The organism is Microbacterium sp. GbtcB4, from assembly GCF_019091465.1.
In the GTDB taxonomy this organism is placed as follows: Bacteria; Actinomycetota; Actinomycetes; order Actinomycetales; family Microbacteriaceae; genus Microbacterium; species Microbacterium paraoxydans.
Window position 1 is genome coordinate 99,948 of the sequence record NZ_JAGXJJ010000006.1, and the last position, 16,818, is coordinate 116,765.

15 protein-coding genes are annotated in these 16,818 nt (G+C 70.4%); 9 read left to right on the forward strand and 6 right to left on the reverse strand.

Annotated features, from left to right (window positions below; translation table 11 throughout):
* The first annotated feature begins 303 nt into the window (after positions 1 to 303).
* Together KVS71_RS11385 and KVS71_RS11390 are read left to right on the forward strand one after the other, a co-directional pair.
* Complete coding sequence (locus KVS71_RS11385; RefSeq protein WP_217584590.1) at positions 304 to 1,278, forward strand: hypothetical protein; 975 nt, start codon at positions 304 to 306, stop codon at positions 1,276 to 1,278.
* Between the two features lie 154 nt (positions 1,279 to 1,432).
* Positions 1,433 to 2,035, forward strand: a complete 603-nt coding sequence (locus KVS71_RS11390; RefSeq protein WP_254635694.1) for an antibiotic biosynthesis monooxygenase — start codon at positions 1,433 to 1,435, stop codon at positions 2,033 to 2,035.
* Between the two features lie 13 nt (positions 2,036 to 2,048).
* Here the strand turns inward: KVS71_RS11390 and KVS71_RS11395 are convergent, their stop codons facing one another.
* The 6 genes from KVS71_RS11395 to KVS71_RS11420 all read right to left on the reverse strand — a co-directional run bounded on the left by KVS71_RS11395 (position 2,049) and on the right by KVS71_RS11420 (position 9,273).
* Positions 2,049 to 3,536, reverse strand: coding sequence for an MFS transporter (locus KVS71_RS11395; RefSeq protein ID WP_217584591.1), 1,488 nt, complete (start codon positions 3,534 to 3,536; stop codon positions 2,049 to 2,051).
* Positions 3,537 to 3,707: 171 nt separating this feature from the next.
* Positions 3,708 to 4,841: a bifunctional 2-methylcitrate synthase/citrate synthase gene (locus KVS71_RS11400; RefSeq protein ID WP_217584592.1), complete on the reverse strand. Its 1,134-nt coding sequence runs from the start codon at positions 4,839 to 4,841 to the stop codon at positions 3,708 to 3,710.
* A 77-nt stretch (positions 4,842 to 4,918) separates the two neighbouring features.
* Positions 4,919 to 5,827 carry a methylisocitrate lyase gene (gene prpB, locus KVS71_RS11405; protein WP_217584593.1) on the reverse strand — a complete coding sequence of 303 codons (909 nt, stop codon included), beginning with the start codon at positions 5,825 to 5,827 and terminating at the stop codon, positions 4,919 to 4,921.
* 118 nt (positions 5,828 to 5,945) lie between these two features.
* Entirely contained in the window at positions 5,946 to 7,472 is a 1,527-nt protein-coding gene (locus tag KVS71_RS11410; protein WP_217584594.1) for an MmgE/PrpD family protein, read from the reverse strand.
* Entirely contained in the window at positions 7,469 to 8,134 is a 666-nt protein-coding gene (locus KVS71_RS11415; RefSeq protein WP_025105405.1) for a GntR family transcriptional regulator, read from the reverse strand. Before KVS71_RS11415 ends, KVS71_RS11410 begins: the two co-directional genes overlap by 4 nt.
* A gap of 194 nt (positions 8,135 to 8,328) precedes the next feature.
* Positions 8,329 to 9,273: an EamA family transporter gene (locus tag KVS71_RS11420; RefSeq protein ID WP_217584595.1), complete on the reverse strand. Its 945-nt coding sequence runs from the start codon at positions 9,271 to 9,273 to the stop codon at positions 8,329 to 8,331.
* Positions 9,274 to 9,311: 38 nt separating this feature from the next.
* On the opposite strand from KVS71_RS11420, the gene KVS71_RS11425 reads away from it, so the two are divergent.
* The 7 genes from KVS71_RS11425 to KVS71_RS11455 all read left to right on the forward strand — a co-directional run bounded on the left by KVS71_RS11425 (position 9,312) and on the right by KVS71_RS11455 (position 16,800).
* Complete coding sequence (locus KVS71_RS11425; RefSeq protein WP_217584596.1) at positions 9,312 to 9,848, forward strand: CGNR zinc finger domain-containing protein; 537 nt, start codon at positions 9,312 to 9,314, stop codon at positions 9,846 to 9,848.
* A gap of 140 nt (positions 9,849 to 9,988) precedes the next feature.
* On the forward strand, positions 9,989 to 11,257 hold the full coding sequence (locus KVS71_RS11430) for an ABC transporter substrate-binding protein (protein WP_060922545.1): 1,269 nt from the start codon (positions 9,989 to 9,991) through the stop codon (positions 11,255 to 11,257).
* Between the two features lie 99 nt (positions 11,258 to 11,356).
* A complete protein-coding gene (locus tag KVS71_RS11435; protein ID WP_231919661.1) occupies positions 11,357 to 12,340 on the forward strand; it encodes a carbohydrate ABC transporter permease in 984 nt (327 codons plus the stop codon).
* Positions 12,340 to 13,194 carry a carbohydrate ABC transporter permease gene (locus KVS71_RS11440; protein WP_017204137.1) on the forward strand — a complete coding sequence of 285 codons (855 nt, stop codon included), beginning with the start codon at positions 12,340 to 12,342 and terminating at the stop codon, positions 13,192 to 13,194. The genes KVS71_RS11435 and KVS71_RS11440 overlap by 1 nt, the downstream gene beginning before the upstream one ends.
* Entirely contained in the window at positions 13,191 to 15,107 is a 1,917-nt protein-coding gene (locus KVS71_RS11445) for a hypothetical protein (protein WP_217584597.1), read from the forward strand. Before KVS71_RS11440 ends, KVS71_RS11445 begins: the two co-directional genes overlap by 4 nt.
* On the forward strand, positions 15,104 to 15,886 hold the full coding sequence (locus tag KVS71_RS11450) for a dimethylmenaquinone methyltransferase (RefSeq protein ID WP_060922547.1): 783 nt from the start codon (positions 15,104 to 15,106) through the stop codon (positions 15,884 to 15,886). Before KVS71_RS11445 ends, KVS71_RS11450 begins: the two co-directional genes overlap by 4 nt.
* Positions 15,856 to 16,800, forward strand: a complete 945-nt coding sequence (locus tag KVS71_RS11455; protein WP_060922548.1) for an aldo/keto reductase — start codon at positions 15,856 to 15,858, stop codon at positions 16,798 to 16,800. Before KVS71_RS11450 ends, KVS71_RS11455 begins: the two co-directional genes overlap by 31 nt.
* Positions 16,801 to 16,818 lie beyond the last annotated feature (18 nt).

Here is a 16,818-nt window from a genome sequence, read left to right on the forward strand (position 1 = left end):
CCGTGCGTTCGGATGCCGCCGTCGGCCGTTCTCCGGCCGTTCACCCGCCAGACATCCGGGCCGATTACAACTGCAGATGCACGGCACAGACTCAGACCGGATCGGGTAGTCGCGTCTCCCGTGCACACGGTGAGCACTCTCGCTCCCGAGACCCCCGCCGAATCGGGTCGGCGGGGGTCTTCTTCTTCCCTTCGAATCGCTTGCTTTGCTCCATTTCGGCCGGAGATGGAGCACAGTGCGCGATTCGAACCGGGGCTGTGGAGACCGATCCTGGCGCGGCCGCCGGGGTGGGAGCGTGGGGGCATGGGACGACGACAGCAGCTTCCGGCCCGCTTCGAGGCGGACTTCGCGGTCCGGACGGCGCGACTGCACGGCGTGAGTCGCGGACGGCTGCGCGGATCCGACCTCGAGGCTCCGTTCCACGGGGTCCGCGTGCACCCCCACCCGGCTCCCGGGCCCGACATCGCAGACCCGTACGAGCGGCAGCGGCACGCGCGGGTGGCACGAGCCCAGTCCTACGCGCCGATCCTGCACACCGGACACTTCTTCAGTCACGAGACCGCCGCATCGATCTGGGGAGGTCCGCTACCGCTCGCCTTCGACGACCGCGGGAGCGTCGCGACGGCGGACGACCTCGCCCTCCATGTCAGCGCGTCCGGCGGGATCCCGTTCCCTCGCGCCCGCGGCGTGACCGGACACCGCACGCTGTCCAGCCTCACCTCGATCCGTTATCGGGACGGCCTCCGGGTGACCTCCCCCGCCGCGACCTGGGTCTCCCTCGGCACGCTGCCGCTGGTGGACCTGGTGGCGCTCGGCGACTACTTCTGCCGACACTGGAGGCCAGGGGTCGGGCGGCCGGATGTCACGAGGCAGCCCTGGGCGACGATCGATGAGCTGCGGGAGATGCTGGCGGCTGGGCGGAGACGCGGGGCGGCACGGTTGCGGGAGGCGGTCGAGCTCGTGCGGGAGGACTCCTGGTCGCCGCGGGAGAGCCGGATGCGGTGCCTCCTCGTGGCAGCCGGAATCCCGGAACCGCAGCTCAACGTGGACGTGCTCGACGACCGGGGTCGCTTCCTCGCTTGCGTCGACATGGTCTGGGAGGCCGAACGCGTCGCGGCGGAGTATCACGGCATGATGCACGGCGCGCAGTGGGCACGGGATGTCGAGCGGGTGGCGGCGCTCCGGGCTGCCGGGTGGACGGTGATCGAGGTCACCGCACCTCTCCTCCACAGACCCGAGGAGCTGATCCGCCGTGTGGCGTCGGCGCTGGGGCGATGACCCCGCGTTCGAGTTGCGCGAATGGCGGCATCCGGCCCGGATTCACAGCCAATCGCGCGACTCGAACGGGAACTAGAATCGACCAGGCGCCGCGACCCTGGCGCCGCCACCCCGCGTCCGCACCCCGACGCCGCTCACCCCCGAGGACCGCACCATGTCCGCATCCGCCCCTGTGTCCGAACCCGTCACCGTCTCCATCCGCCGCGAGGTCGACCCGGAGCGCATCACCGAGGCCACCGCGTGGGTGCAGACCGGGGTGAACCTCGCGACGAAGTACCCGGGATTCCTCGGCTCCGGCTGGGTCCGTGCCGGCGAGGACTCCCAGGTCTGGCACATGCTCTACCGCTTCGCGAGCGAGGACGCGCTCACCGCGTGGGAACAGTCCGGGGAACGCGCGTGGTGGCTGTCGATGGGCCAGGGCTTCGTCCGCAGCGAGCGGTCCAAGCGCCGCTCCGGCATCGAGGGCTGGTTCGACGAGCCGTCCACGGGCTCCATCCCCGTCGTAGACCCGGACGGCACGACCAGCACCGTGACCGTCGCCCCCGCGCCGCCGCGGTGGAAGCAGGCCGTCTCGATCTGGCTTGGCTTCTTCCCCGTGAACCTCGCGTTCACCTACGCCATGAGCCCGGTGCCGGGATGGGACGCCGTGCCGCTGTGGCTCCGGGTGCTCATCACCACCCTCGTGCTCACGCCGATCATGACGTACTGGGTGCTGCCGTTCGTCACACGCTCCCTGCGGAACTGGCTCGCCCGCTAGCGGAACCGCCTTCTCAGGAGCCGGACTCCGCGCCCGGGGTGACGCCCTTCTTCGCCGGTTCCACGAGCGAGAGCGGATCGGCGATGTCCTCCAGCGACTTCCCGGCGGCGCTGACTCCGAAGACACCGCACACGACACCGCCGAACATCATGATCGCCGCACCGAGCACGTAGCCCCAGAAAAGCGGACCGCGGTCGCCGGACTCCGCGCTCGCACCGATCAGTGCACCGTAGAGCACCGGGGCGATGGCGCCGACGAGCTGCCCGATCGAGAAGACGTACGAGATCACCTGGCTGCGCAGCTCGAGTGGGAAGATCTCGCTCACCGTCAGATACGCGGCGGAGGCCCCGGCTGAGGCGAAGAAGAACGACGCACACCAGAATGCCGTGTGCGTGCCCGCGTTCAGCACGCCCGCGTTGAAGAGGAAGGCGCTGACGAGCAGGATCAGTCCCGCGAGCACATAGGTGCCGAACAGCATCCGCCGACGACCCCACGTGTCGAAGAAGTGGCCGAGGATGAGGGCGCCGGCGAGGTTGCCCACCGCGAAGACGATGAAGTACTGCGACGCGGATGCCGGCGGGGTGTCGTAGAAGTTCTCCAGCACGAGCGCGTACGTGAAGAAGATCGCGTTGTAGAGGAAGGACTGCGTGACCATCATCGTGATGCCGACGAGCGTGCGCCGCGGGTACTTCTTGAACAGCACCTTCGCGATCACGAGGAACGGGACGCTGCCGTACTCCTTGACCGTGATGGCCTTGCTCTCGTCGACGGGCTCGATCGTCTTGCCCTCCTTGCGGATGCGCTCCTCGATCTCGTCGACGTTGCGCTCCGCCTCCTCCTCGCGACCGTGGGTCATCTGCCAGCGCGGGCTCTCCGGGATGTGCCGCCGCAGCCAGATGATGAGGAGGCCGAGGATCGGGCCGACGAAGAAGCTCAGCCGCCAGCCGATGTCAGCGGGCAGGATGTCGGTGTTGAGGAAGAACATGTTGGCGACGGCGCCGAGCGCCGCACCACCCCAGTAGGTGCCGTTGATGGCGATGTCGACACGGCCGCGGTACTTCGCGGGGATGATCTCGTCGATGGCCGAGTTGATGGCCGCGTACTCGCCGCCGATGCCCGCCCCGGCGACGAAGCGCCAGATGTAGAAGAACCACGGGGCGAACGCGAGACCGGCGACGGCCGACCCGACGAGGTACACCCCGAGGGAGAGCAGGAAGAGGTTCTTGCGGCCGAGACGGTCGGCGAGACGGCCGAACACGAGGGCGCCGAAAACCTGTCCGAGCAGGTAGCAGGTGCCGGCGAGGCCGACCTCGGCCGGGCCCATCCCCAGCGTCTGCGCGTAGCCGTTAGCCGCGACGATCTGCACCTCGAGGCCGTCGAGGATCCAGGAGAACCCGAGTCCGACGACGATCATCCAGTGGAAGCGCGACCAGGGGAGCCGGTCCATGCGCGCGGCGACGAGCGACCGGACCTCCTTGACGGTGACGTCGGACGCGGACATGGGGCCTCCTTCTCGCGGGACACGCTGTCGTCCCGGATCCGGTTTACTCCTCCCCGAAATCCGCCGCATCCGCTTGACCCCGGGCCGTCGGCACGCTACTGCTCCGAATCGCGCGAATGGCTCCATCCCGCGGTGAGATGGAGCCATTCAGGCGATTCGAACGGAACGGAGTCAGCCGGCCACGTGCCGCTCGTCGGGGCCGTCGTAGTGCGACAACGGGCGGATCAGGGCGTTCGCGCCGGCCTGCTCGATGACGTGGGCCGTCCACCCCGTCACCCGCGCCGCGACGAACAGCGGCGTGAAGGTGAGCGTGTCGAAGCCGATGAGGCTGTACGCGGGGCCGGACGGGTAGTCGAGGTTCGGGTGGATCCCCTTGCGCTCGACGAACTGTGACTCCAGCGCGTCGTACAGCTCGGCGACGTCCTCCCGGCCGTAGTGCGCGACGAGGGTGTCGAGCGCGGCCTTCATGGTCGGCACGCGTGAGTCGCCGTTCTTGTAGACGCGGTGTCCGAAGCCCATGATCTTGCGCTTCTCCGCGAGGGCCTTGTCGAGCCAGGCCTCGACGGCGTCCGCCGAACCGATCTCCTTGAAGATGTGCAGCACGGCCTCATTCGCCCCGCCGTGCAGCGGGCCCTTGAGCGCGCCGATGGCCCCGACCACAGCCGAGTAGATGTCGCTGAGGGTCGAGGTGATGACCCGGGCGGTGAAGGTCGAGGCGTTGAAGGAGTGCTCGGCGTAGAGGATCATCGACCGGTTGAACGCGTCGACCACGACCGGGTCGGCCTCCTCCCCGAAGGTCATCCAGAGGAAGTTCGCCGAGTAGTCGAGGTCGTCGCGCGGAGCGATGAGCTCCTGGCCGCGACGGCGACGCTGGCCGTAGGCGACGATGGCCGGCAGCGCGGCGAACAGGCGGATGCTGCGCGCCAGGTTCTGCTCGGGGCTGCCACCGGCGTCGAGCACGGAACCGCCGGCCTCGGGGTCCGATGCGCCGATCAGGCTCACGGCCGTGCGCACCTCGTCCATCGGGTGCGCCTCGAGGGGCACGAGGTCGATGGCGGCCTTCACGTTGTCGGCCAGGGCGCGGTGCTTCCGCTCCTCCAGCCGGAACGCCGCGAGCTCGTCGCCCGTCGGCAGCTCGCCGTTCCACAGCAGGTACGCCACGGCCTCGAAGGACTGCGTGTCTGCGAGCTCCTGCACCGGATAGCCGCGGTAGAGCAGGCTGTTCGTCTCTGGGTTGACCTTCGAGATCGCCGTCGTGTCGACGACGACCCCCGCGAGGCCCTTCTTGATGTCCGGCTCGGTCATGGTCACTCCTTCGTGTACTTCGACTCGTCGCTGCGCTCCTCGCTCAGCAACCGCGTCGTGTGTCCGCTTCGCTGCGCTCAGCGACCGGTGTTGTCGAGTGTGAAGTTGAAGACGCCGGAGTCGAAACGGTTGTACGACTCGTAGTCGATCAGCTCGTAGAGGTCGGCGCGGTGCTGCATCTCCCCGAGCTTCGAGGTCAGGTGCCCCTCGTCGTTCAGCGTATCGAGCGCACGGCCCGCCGCCCCCATCGCGATCCGCAGCAGCGACACCGGCCAGATGACCACGCGCACCCCGGCATCGCGGAGGCTATCGACGGAGAACAGCTCGCTCTTGCCGAACTCGGTCATGTTCGCGAGGATCGGCACGTCCAGCGCCGCGGCCATGGCCTCGAACTCGCCGATCGTGCGCATCGCCTCCGGGAAGATCGCATCGGCTCCCGCGTCGACGAGCGCCTTGGCCCGGTCGATCGCCGCGTCCAGCCCCTCGATCGCCCGGATGTCGGTACGCGCCATGATCAGGAAGTTCTCGTCGCGGCGGGCGTCGGCGGCGGCGCGGATGCGCTTGATCGCGGTGTCCTCGTCGACCACGGCCTTGCCGTCCAGGTGTCCGCAGCGCTTCGGGTTGATCTGGTCCTCAATGTGCGTTCCCGCGAGACCGGCGTCCTCGAGCTCCTGGATCGTCCGCGCGACGTTCATCGGCTCGCCGAAGCCGGTGTCGGCGTCGACGATCGCGGGGAGGTCGGTCATGCGGGCGATCTGCTTCGCCCGCCCGGCGACCTCGGTCAGCGTGGTCAGCCCGATGTCCGGCAGACCGAGGTCGGCGGAGAGCACGGCGCCCGAGATGTAGACCCCCTCGAACCCCTTCTGCTCGATCAGTCTGGCGCTCAGGGGGTTGAACGCGCCGGGGAAGCGCAGCAGCTCCCCTGAGGCGAGCCGTTCCCGGAACAGGCGCCGCTTCTCGGCCGGCGTCGTGGTGGAGTACAGCATCAGTTGCTCCCCTTCGATCGGTGTTCACAACTCAGGAGACCGGCGGGGGAGAGAGCCGTGTAGGCGGTCAGCCGACGCGTTCCGCGCCGATTCTCCTGAGTTATGAACGGCGTGGGCATCAGAACAGACCGGCGGGCGCCGCGGCGTCGTCGAGCAGACCGGGCTTCGCGACGATCGAGAGCTCGGCGACCTCGGCGGCCGTGAGCTCGGGCAGGCGCTGCACGAGCTCCAGGAACCGCTCGATCTCGGCGGGCTCGAGCACGGGCTCCGCGAGCAGGCGGAACTTGGCGATGTAGTTCTCCCGCGCGAACGGGCGCGCGCCGAGGGGGTGGGCGTCGGCGACGGCGATCTCGTCGACCACGGTCGAGCCGTCGGTGAGGCGGATCTCGACGCGGCCGCCGAACGCCTTCTCGTCCGGGTCCTCCGAGTGGTAGCGGCGGGTCCATTCCGCGTCCTCGGCCGTGGTGATCTTGTGCCACAGCGCGACGGTGTCGGGGCGGCCTGCGCGCTCCGGCGTGTAGGAGTCGACGTGGTGCCAGCCGCCGTCCTGCAGCGCCACCGCGAAGATGTACGGGATGGAGTGGTCGAGGGTCTCGCGGGAGGCCGTCGGGTCGTACTTCTGCGGGTCGTTCGCTCCCGAGCCGATTACATAGTGCGTGTGGTGGCTGGTGTGCAGCACGATCGAGGCGATGTTCGCGGGGTCGCGGAGGGCCGGGTTCGCGGTGCCGAGCTTGCGGGCGAGGTCGATCCACGCCTGCGCCTGGTATTCCGCGGAGTGCTCTTTCGTGTACGAGTCGAGGATCGCGCGCTTGGCCTCGCCGGCGGCGGGCAGCGGCACCTCGTAGGCCGCGTCCTTCCCGTCGAGCATCCAGGCGATCACGCCGTCCTCGCCTTCGTAGATCGGCGCGGGGCTCGTCTGTCCGCGCATCGCCCGGTCGACGGCCTCGACGGCCATCTTCCCGGCGAAGGCCGGGGCGTGCGCCTTCCAGGTGGAGATCTCGCCCTTGCGGCTCTGGCGCGTGGCGGTCGTGGTGTGCAGCGCCTGGCCGACCGCCTGGTAGATCGTCTCGACGTCGAGGCCGAGGAGGGTGCCGATGCCGGCGGCGGCGGACGGGCCGAGGTGCGCGACGTGGTCGATCTTGTGCTTGTGCAGGCAGATCGCGCGCACGAGGTCCATCTGGATCTCGTAGCCGGTGGCGATGCCGCGCACGAGCGCGCGGCCGTCCTTGCCGGTGTGCTGCGCGACAGCGAGGATCGGCGGGACGTTGTCGCCCGGGTGCGAGTACTCGGCGGCGAGGAATGTGTCGTGGTAGTCGAGCTCGCGCACGGCCACGCCGTTCGCCCAGGCCGCCCACTCCGGGCTGGTGCGGCGGTCGAGCGGTGTTCCGAAGAGGTTGGCGCCGGCACCACCGGTGGAGACGGGGTGACTGAACGCCTGCGCGCGGGCGGCGACGATCGGCGCGCGGGTGAGGGAGGCGGCGGCGACGGCGGCGTTGTCGATGATGCGGTTGATGATCATGTCGACGACGGGCTGCTCGACCTCGACCTGGTCGACTGCGACCTCGGCGATCTTCCACGCGAGCTGATCCTCGCGGACGAGGTTCTCGGAGCTGGCGTGCACGCGGACGTGGTGGGTGACGGTCATGAGTGTCCTTCGCTGTCAGGGAGGGAGTCGAGGATGCCGGTGAGCGCGTTGTGCAGGTGCACGTGCGTGGCATGGGCGGCGAGGTCGCCGTCGCGGGCGGCGAGCGCCTCGGCGATGGTGCGGTGCTCGGCCGCGGAGGCGGCGAGCCGCGCGGGCTTGTCCCGCGCCATGCGCCGCACGCGGACGAGGTGGGTGCGGACCGTGCGCAGCGCCGCAGCGATGTAGTCGTTGGCGACGGCGTCGTCGAGGGCCGCATCGAATCGTGCGATCAGGGCGTAGTAGGCATCGCGGCCCTCCGCCCTGGTGAGGTCCACGTGGGCGAACTCCGCGGCGAGCGCGGCGAACCGGTCGGCGTCGCCCCGGACGGCCGCCAGTCGGGCGGAGGTCTCCTCCAGCGCGCGACGGATCTCGAACAGGGACCGGATGTCGTCGGCGTCGAGGTCGGCGACCACGGTCACGCGGGGCGACTGCTGCACCACCAGGCCGTCGGCGGCCAGGCGGCGCAGCGCCTCTCGCAGCGGGGTCCGGCTCACGCCGAGGCGCTCGGCCTGCTCCACCTCGCCGAGCACGTACCCGGCCGGCAGCTCCCCGGACTGGATGCCGTCGAGGAGCGCCGCATAGGCGCGATCACCCATGGACGTGCGCTCGACAGGGAGAACCATTCCGTCAGTGTATACATAAACCTCCCGAGGTGGTCCCCTTCTCGGGCGCGGGTGGTCGATTCGTATACATAATCTCCGTCCACCCGCCCCGCACCCGGGCACAGCTTCGGAGAGCGCCCGGGACACGCCGCACCGCGGGGCGGGAGGCCGGCGTGTCGGCTCCGATCTCCGAAGTCGTGCCCGCGGGACGCCGCTCAGGGGGCGGGGCGGGGCTCGCCGAGCTTCACGACGACCACGCCGGCGAGCACGAGCACGCCCCCGAGGGCCTGCAGCGGGCCGGGGAGCTGCCCAAGTAGGAGCCAGCCGAAGAGCAGGGCCGCCACGACCTCGGCGAGCGCGACGAACGAGGCCAGCCGGGAGCCGAGCATCCGCGTCGAGACGATGCCGAGCACGTACGCGAGGGCCGTGGCGATCACGCCGATCGCGAGGACCGGCACGAACCACGGCACCGCACCGAACCGGTAGTCGACGTCGGCCGTCGTCCACGCGAACGGCAGCACGCCGACGAGCGCGGCGAGGCTCAGACCCACGGCACCGAGCAGCAGCCCACTGCCCGCGAGGGCGATCGGCGGGATCCCGGTGTCGGCCCTGGCGGACAGCACGAAGTAGCTCGCGGCCCCCACCATCGCCCCGAGTGCCCAGAGGACACCGACGACATCCACCTGCGCCCCGGTGACGATGTCGAGCATGAGGACGAGCCCGACGAAGGCGATGCCGGCACCGAGGACGCTGCGCCGCGTGGGACGCTCGCCCCGGCGCAGCCAGAGCCAGAGGAGCACGGCGACCGGGGCGGTGTACTCGATGAGCAGCGCGATCCCGACGTCCATCAACGCCACGGCCTGGAAGTAGCAGAGCTGGGTGGCGGCGACGGCGAGGAGGCCGTAGGCAGCGACCATCCCCGCGTTCTGCCCGAGGGCACGCCACCGCCCGCGGAGCGCGAGGACCGTGGGGACGAGCAGCACGAGCGCCGCGACCCAGACCCGCACCGTGACGGCAGCGCCCGGCGTCCATCCCGCGTCGATGAGTCCACGTGCCCACGCCCCGGAGGAGCCGAACGCGAAGGCGGCGGCGACAGCGAGCGGCAGCCCGAGGCGCACCCCGGTCCGGGTGCGCGGAGTGTCATCAGCCACGGTGCTCATGAGGGATGACGCTACGCCCGCGGGAGTAAGCTGTCAACATGGTCTTCACCGATGACACAGAGGATGCGCTGCGCGCGGCGGTCTGGCTCGCGAACTCGGCGGAGGACCCGGACACCCTGGTCGACATCGACGACGAGAAGGCCTTCCTTCAGGTGTTCCCGTACACGGGACGGGTCGACGGGGACACGGTGGAACTCGACGACCTCCGCGCTCTGCGGCCGCGCCTCCGCGCCATGCTGCTCGCTCCGCGCGACGAGATGGCCGCGCACGTCAATGCCGCTCTCGCCGAGGTGCGCCTGACCCCGCGGCTCGTGCGCCACGACGAGCTGGGCTGGCACCTGCACGGCCTCGCCGACGAACGCCCGCTCGCCGAACGGGTGCTCGTGGAGACCGCGATGGCCCTGATCGACGTCATCCGCACGGACGAGGGCTCTCGCCTCACCGTCTGTGCGGACGGGACATGCCAGGCGATCGCCCTCGACCTCTCCCGCAACCGCTCCAAGCGCTACTGCTCGACGAGCTGCGCCAACCGCAACGCCGTCGCGGCGTACCGCGCCCGCCGCGCCGCCGGCTGACCACGCCACGCGCCCCGCTCGGAGACCGCAGACCGGAACGCGGTCCGAGCGGAATCCATGCTGCCCGCTCTTCACAAACGATTATCGATTAGTGTAATGTCGCGAGCGGCCCTCCCTCATGCATCAGGAAAGGATCAACGATGATCAAGGCCCGAGTCCTCCCCCTCGTCGGCATCGCGGCGGTATCCGCCCTCGCCATCGCCGGCTGCTCGACCACCGCCGGCGACGACGGCGGCGATGCCGGTGGCGACGTCACCGTCCGCATGCTCGTGAACGTCACCCCGAACCTGACCGAGGAGTTCTGGAACGACCTCGTCGCGCCGTTCGAGGACGCCAACCCGAACATCGACGTCGTCATCCAGAACCCGGGTGCGGAGGGCGTCGAAGCCGCCGTGCCGCGCCTGCTGGCCGCCGGCGACGCTCCCGACGTCGTGCAGTCCATCGCCCCCACCACCAAGCTCGCTCCCGAGCTCGTCGACCTCTCGCAGTACGAGTGGGCGTCGTCCGGTCCGCTCGCCGACCAGTACTCGATCGACGGCAAGAACTACATGGCCGGCATCGGCGTGCAGTTGCAGAGCCTCTTCTTCTACAACAAGACCGCGTTCGAGGAGGCGGGGATCACGGAGGTGCCGACCACGGTCGACGAGCTCACCGAAGCCCTCGGCAAGCTCAAGGACGCCGGGTGGACGCCCGTCCAGACCGGTGGCGACTGGATGACGAGCCACACCCTGCAGGCGCTCGGGCTGCCGACCATCATCGCCGAGGACCCGGAGTGGTTCCAGGACATCTCGGCGGGCGACGTCACCTTCAGCGAGACCTACGGCGATGCGGTCGAGACCTACGCGGACTGGGTGTCCGAGGGCTACATCCCGGGCGACGCCCTGGGCATCAAGTACCCGGACGCCGAGCAGGCCTTCCTCTCGGGCAAGACTGCGGTGTACTCGATGGGAAGCTGGTTCGCCGGCACCCAGGCGAAGGCCGCCGACTCCGCGGACATCGGCGTCTTCCGCGCCCCCGCCATGAGCGCCGACGAGCAGCCCGCGATGGGCGCCAACATCGCCAGCCCGTACTCGATCCTCAAGGCGAGCAAGAACCAGGACGCGGCGGCGAAGCTCATCGAGTTCCTCACCACCGACCAGACCGCGGTGAGCGACCAGCTCGCGGTCGACGGCAACTTCCGCGACGGCTACGAGTACGACATGACGCCGCTCGGCGAGGAGCTGCTGCAGATCGTGGCCGACACCCCGGCTGAGGCCTACACGCCCACCGGCGGCGGCTACGGCGAGCGCACGCTCCCCGACGGCTACTCGGGCGAGATCAACACCCAGACCCAGGCCCTGCTCGGCGGCGCACCCGCCGACCAGGTGCTGCAGGCCATGGACGACTGGTTCGCCGCCAACGCCGGTTGACCCTCGCGGCGCCCGGGACGCGACATCCGTCCCGGGCGCCGTCCCGGCGCTGCCCCAGCGCCTCCCCCTGAACGCGCCACCGAGAACGAGAGTGCCGCCATGACTCCGCCCACCACGACCGCGCCGCCGCCCGCCGCCGCGGCCACCCCGACAGGACCGTCGACGCCGATGAGCTCGCCCCCCGCCCCGCGCCGCCGCACGGCGCTGCAGCAGTGGCGGAACCGGATCCCCGGCATCCTCATGGGCGGCCCGGCCGTCGCGGTCTTCCTCGCGATGTTCGTCATCCCGATGATCCTCGCGGCGGTGCTCAGCTTCACCGACTGGAACGGGTACAGCCTCAACTTCAACTTCATCGGCTGGGACAACTACATCAAGGCGTTCCGCAGCCCGCGCTCGACCCAGGCCGCGATCTTCACGGGCATCATCGCGGTGGTGGGCACGATCCTCTGCAACGCCATCGGCCTCGCGATCGCCGCTCTCATCTCCGGGCCCGGCCGCTCGAACACGATCCTGCGCACGATCTTCTTCTACCCGTACGTGATCAGCGCCCTCATCATCGGCTTCCTCTGGTCGGCGATGCTCTCCCCCACCGGCGCCGTCAACGGCCTGCTCAGCACGCTCGGCCTCCCGGCGATGCCGTTCCTCACGGACCCGACCTTCGCCAAGGCGAGCGTGATCTTCACGATCGTGTGGTCGCACTTCGGCTTCAACATGATCCTGTTCCTCGCCGGCATCAAGTCCGTCCCCGCGGAGTACTACGAGGCGGCGACCGTGGACGGCGCCTCGCGGTGGCAGCAGTTCCGCTCCATCACCTTGCCGCTCATCGCCCCCGTCTTCACGGTGAACCTCGTGCTCACCCTCGTCGGGCTCCTCAAGGCGTACGACGTGGTGCTGTCGCTCACCGACGGAGGACCCGCCGGCTCGACGCAGACGATCGTCTACCAGATCCTCAAGGACTCCTTCGCGAATTCGGCGCTCGGCTTCGGCGCCGCGCAGTCCATGATCCTCCTCATCGTCACCGCGGTCGTCGGCCTCGCCGTCACGCTGGTGCGACGCCGCGCCGAGCAGAAGGCGACCGACTGATGAAGCAGACCCGCAACCGCCCGGCCCTCGCCGTCAGCACGATCCGGTGGATCGTCCTCGGCGTCGTCGCGATCACGATGCTGATCCCGATGTACACGATGCTGATCAACGCGTTCAAACCGCAGGCCGACATCATCGAGAACCCGCTGCTGATCACTCCGCAGATGTTCACGTTCGACTACCTGTGGGCCGCGATCACGAGCAGCAAGTTCAACGTGATCGCCGCGTACGGCATCACGCTGCTGTTCGTCGTGCTCGTGAACCTCTGCTGCATCGCCCTCGCCGCGCCCGTCGCCTATGTCATCGCCCGCGGGCGGTCGAAATGGCACCTGGGACTGCTGCTCCTCTTCGTCTCCGGGCTCTTCATCCCCGGCCAGGTGACGCTGATCCCCGTGGTCTTCGTGCTGCGGGTGCTCGGGCTCATCAACACGATCCCCGGGTTCATCCTCTTCGAGACCGCGGCGACCCTGCCGGTGACGATCTTCCTGTTCACGGCCTACCTCCGCAGCGTCCCGCGTGACATCGACGAGGCGGCATCGCTGGACGGCGCCGGGCCCATCCGCGCGTTCTGGGCGTGCATCTTCCCGATCATGAAGCCCGTCGTCGCGACGGTCGTGGTGCTCAACTCGATCGGCGTGTGGAACGACTTCGTGAGTCCGCAGATCATCCTCGGGCCCAGCTCCGGGATCTACACGGTGACCACCGGCGTCTACGCGGCGGTCGGACAGTTCTCGACCGACTACACCCAGGTGTTCCCGACCCTCCTGCTGGCCGTGCTGCCCGCGATGGTGTTCTTCATCGTGATGCAGCGCCACATCATCGGCGGCCTGGTCGCCGGAGCGACGAAGGGATGACCGTGCCGGAGACCCCGCTCACCCGTCCGCTGCGCACGATCCCGGCCTGGGCCGTGCTGCAGCGCCGGCTCTTCGCCGAGGTCGAGGAGGCCCGCCGCCTCTTCGGCGACCGCTACACGCTGCCGGACGGCCGCCTCCGCGGCGTCGCCGAGTTCATCGACCGCGACGGCGTGGACGACCTGTACGAGCCCTTCTTCAACTGGCCCGCGTTCTATCTGCTCGGCGGCTCCGACGAGGTGCTCGCCGACGCCAAGCGGCACTGGGAGGGCGTGACCGTGCAGCTCGCCGACGCGGGCATGCTCACCGAGGAGTACGACAACGGCTACGACTGGTTCCATCAGGGCGAGTCGCTGCTGTTCCTCGCCGGCATCTGCGCCGCCGACCCGGCCGACACCGCGTTCGCCGCGCGTGCCGCCCGGTTCTCGGCCCTCTTCACCGACCCCGCGAAGGGCAACTACGACGCCGAGCGCAACATGATCCGCTCGCCGCACAACGGCGCTCTGGGTGCCCGCGAGGGGCTGGACGAGAAGATCGTGCCGTACACCGCCGACCGGGACGAGATGCGCCCCTACGGTCTGCCGCTGCACGGCCTGGACGGCATCGCCTCCTGGGACGACCTCGCCGACCCCGCCCACGCCCAGCGGATGGCGGAGGAGATGCAGCGCCGCGCGGCGGGTGACATCGCCGTGAACCTGGCTGCGACCTCCCTCGCCGCGAATCGCTGGCTCTACGACGGCGACGAGGAGACGGCCGCGTGGATCCGCCGGTACGTCGACGGCTGGCGCGCGCGGGCGGACGGGGGCCTGCTCCCCGACAACGTCGGCCCCGACGGCACCGTCGGCTCCCTCCACGACGGCCGCTGGTGGGGCGGACACTACGGCTGGGCCTGGCCGCACGGGCTGCACTCCGTCGGCATGAGCGCCCTGATCGGCGCGCTCAACCACGCGCTCGTCACCGGCGACGACGGCGCCCTCGACCTCGTTCGCACCATGCTCGACACCGTGCTCGCCGAGGCGCGCAGCGGCAGCGTCGCGGAGTCCACGTACAGCTTGCGCGGCGGGTGGATGGCTCGGCTCGGCGCCGCCGCCACCGAGCCCGCCCTGCTGGTCCCCTACCGCCACGGCTCGGACGGCTGGTTCGACTACGGTCCGCTGCAGCTCGATCTCCCCCTGTGGCTGTGGTGGTGGTCGCGACGCACGTCCGACCGGGAGCGGCTGGAGACGGCGATCGCCGGCCTCCCTTCCTCCGCCGACCTCGTCGCGCCGTTCCGCGACAAGGAGGAGGCGGGTCACGAGGCCGGCTGGTTCGCGTACCTCTCCGGCGACCTGCCCGATTATCCGGTGCGGGCGCTGGAGATGGCGCTCGGCCAGGTGGCACGTCGCGCCGCGATGATGCTCGCCGACGACCGCGATCCCGACGCCGCACACCTGCACTTCTGGCAGCGCGTGAATCCCGTGGTGACGGAGGTGCTGACGCAGCTCGTCGGCGGGGCGCCACAGGTGCTCTACAACGGCGGACTCGGTTTCACGGCGCTCCGCTACGAGGACGTCGACCGCGCGCGGCCCGGACTCCCGGAGGACGTCGCCGCGCTCGTGCACCGCCTCGACGACGACGGCATCGGCGTGCAGCTCGTGAACACCTCTGCCGTGCACACCCGCACCGTGCGGCTGCGCGGCGGGCGCTTCGGCCTCGACCGGATCGTGCGGGTCACGGCCTCCGGCGAGGAGCCCGGCCTCTGGCCCGGCGCCTCGGGCACGTACACCGCCCCGGGCGCCCCGACCGTCACCACGACTCTCGACGTGGACGACGACCTCGTGGTGACCCTGCCCCCGGCGCACAGCGCCGATCTCGACCTGACCATCGCGCGTGCGACCGGATCGCCGCGCCACCTGTTCCCTGAAGGAGACGCATGAGCGCCGATCTGATCCGACCCGACTTCGCCCTGCCCGTGCGGGGTGGGGCCTACCAGCGGCCCTCGCCCGAGGTGGTCGAGTCCTTCGACGCGATCTCCTCCGCCACCGCGTGCGCCAAGCTGCACGGACTCGGGATCCGCCGCAGCTACATCGACGGACCGGAGCCGCTGAGCCTCGGCCAGCGCGTCGTCGGCTCGGCGCTGACCCTGCAGTTCATGCCGCAGCGCGAGGACATGGCCTCGGGCGACGGGCAGGAGTACGCCGAGCGGCACACCGCCCTGTGGCACGTGCTCGAGGCCGTGCAACCCGGCGACGTGCTGGTGATCCAGGCGTACGGCAGCCGGTTCTCCGGGTGCATCGGCGACATCCTGGCGCGATACTTCGCGCGCAAGGGGGGCGCGGGGATCGTCGTGGACGGCCGCATCCGCGACGCCGGCCGCATCCGCGAGCTCGGGATCCCGGTGTGGTCGACGGGCACGACCCCGCACTACGCCTCGCAGTCGGAGCTGGTGCCGTGGGCGTACGACGTGCCCGTCGCGGTGGGCGGTGCGCTGTGCATGCCGGGCGACCTCGTGGTCGCGGACGACGACGGCCCTGTCGTGGTGCCGCAGGCCATGGCGCCGCGGGTCGTGGACGACGCGCGCGATCATGAGGAGTGGGAGGTGTTCAGCCGCCGCCGTCTCGACGAGGGCGCACGCCTGAGCGACTACTACCCGTTGACCCCCGACAGCCGCGAGGAGTACGAGGCATGGCGTTCCGTCCAGAGCTCCGTCCGCTGAATCCCGAGGTCGCCGCGCGCGACGACGTCGGACTGGGGTGCGCGCCGATCGGCAACCTCTTCGCCCCCGTGCCTGACGGCGACGCGGTGGCGACCGTGCAGGCCGCGCTCGCCCGCGATGTCCGTTTCTTCGACACCGCACCGCTGTACGGCTCGGGCGAGAGCGAGCGGAAGCTCGGCCTCGCCCTGCGCGGCGTGCCGCGGGACGACTACGTGATCGCGACGAAGGTCGGCCGGGTGCTGGTCGATGCGGACGGCCGCCCCGTCGCGGGCGCCGCGAGCGGGCACGACTCCGTCGTCGACCTCAGCAGGGACGGCGTGCGGAGGAGCCTCGACGGCAGCCTCGCCCGGCTGGGTGTCGATCGCGTGGACGTGCTGCATCTGCACGATCCCCTGGACGTGGAGGCGGCGTTCGCGACGGCGCTTCCGGCCCTCGTCGAACTGCGCGACGAAGGGGTGGTGCGCGCGATCAGCGTGGGGCTGGGACGGCTCGACCCCCTCGAGCGCTACGTCGCCGAGGCGCCGCTCGACGTGGTGATGGAGGCCGGTCGGCTCACGCTGCTCGACCGCACCGCCCTGGACCGGTTGCTGCCGACCGCGGCGGCCCGCGGCATCGGGGTGCTCGCGGCCGCGGTGTTCAACTCCGGCATCCTCGTCGACCCGGTCGGCTCCCCCTTCTTCGAGTACAAGCCGGCACCCCCGGAGCTCCGAGAGCGGGCACAGCGCCTGCAGGCCGTCTGCGCCTCGTACGGCGTGCACCTCGCGGACGCCGCGGTGCAGTTCCCGCTGCGGCAGGGCGCGGATGCGGTGGTCGTCGGGGCACGGACCCCCGCCGAGGTGGACGCGTTCGTGGACGGCCTCGACGCCGCGCTGCCCGCCGCACTGTGGGACGCCCTCGATGCGGAGGCTGCATGACCGCGCGGCCCGGGAGCT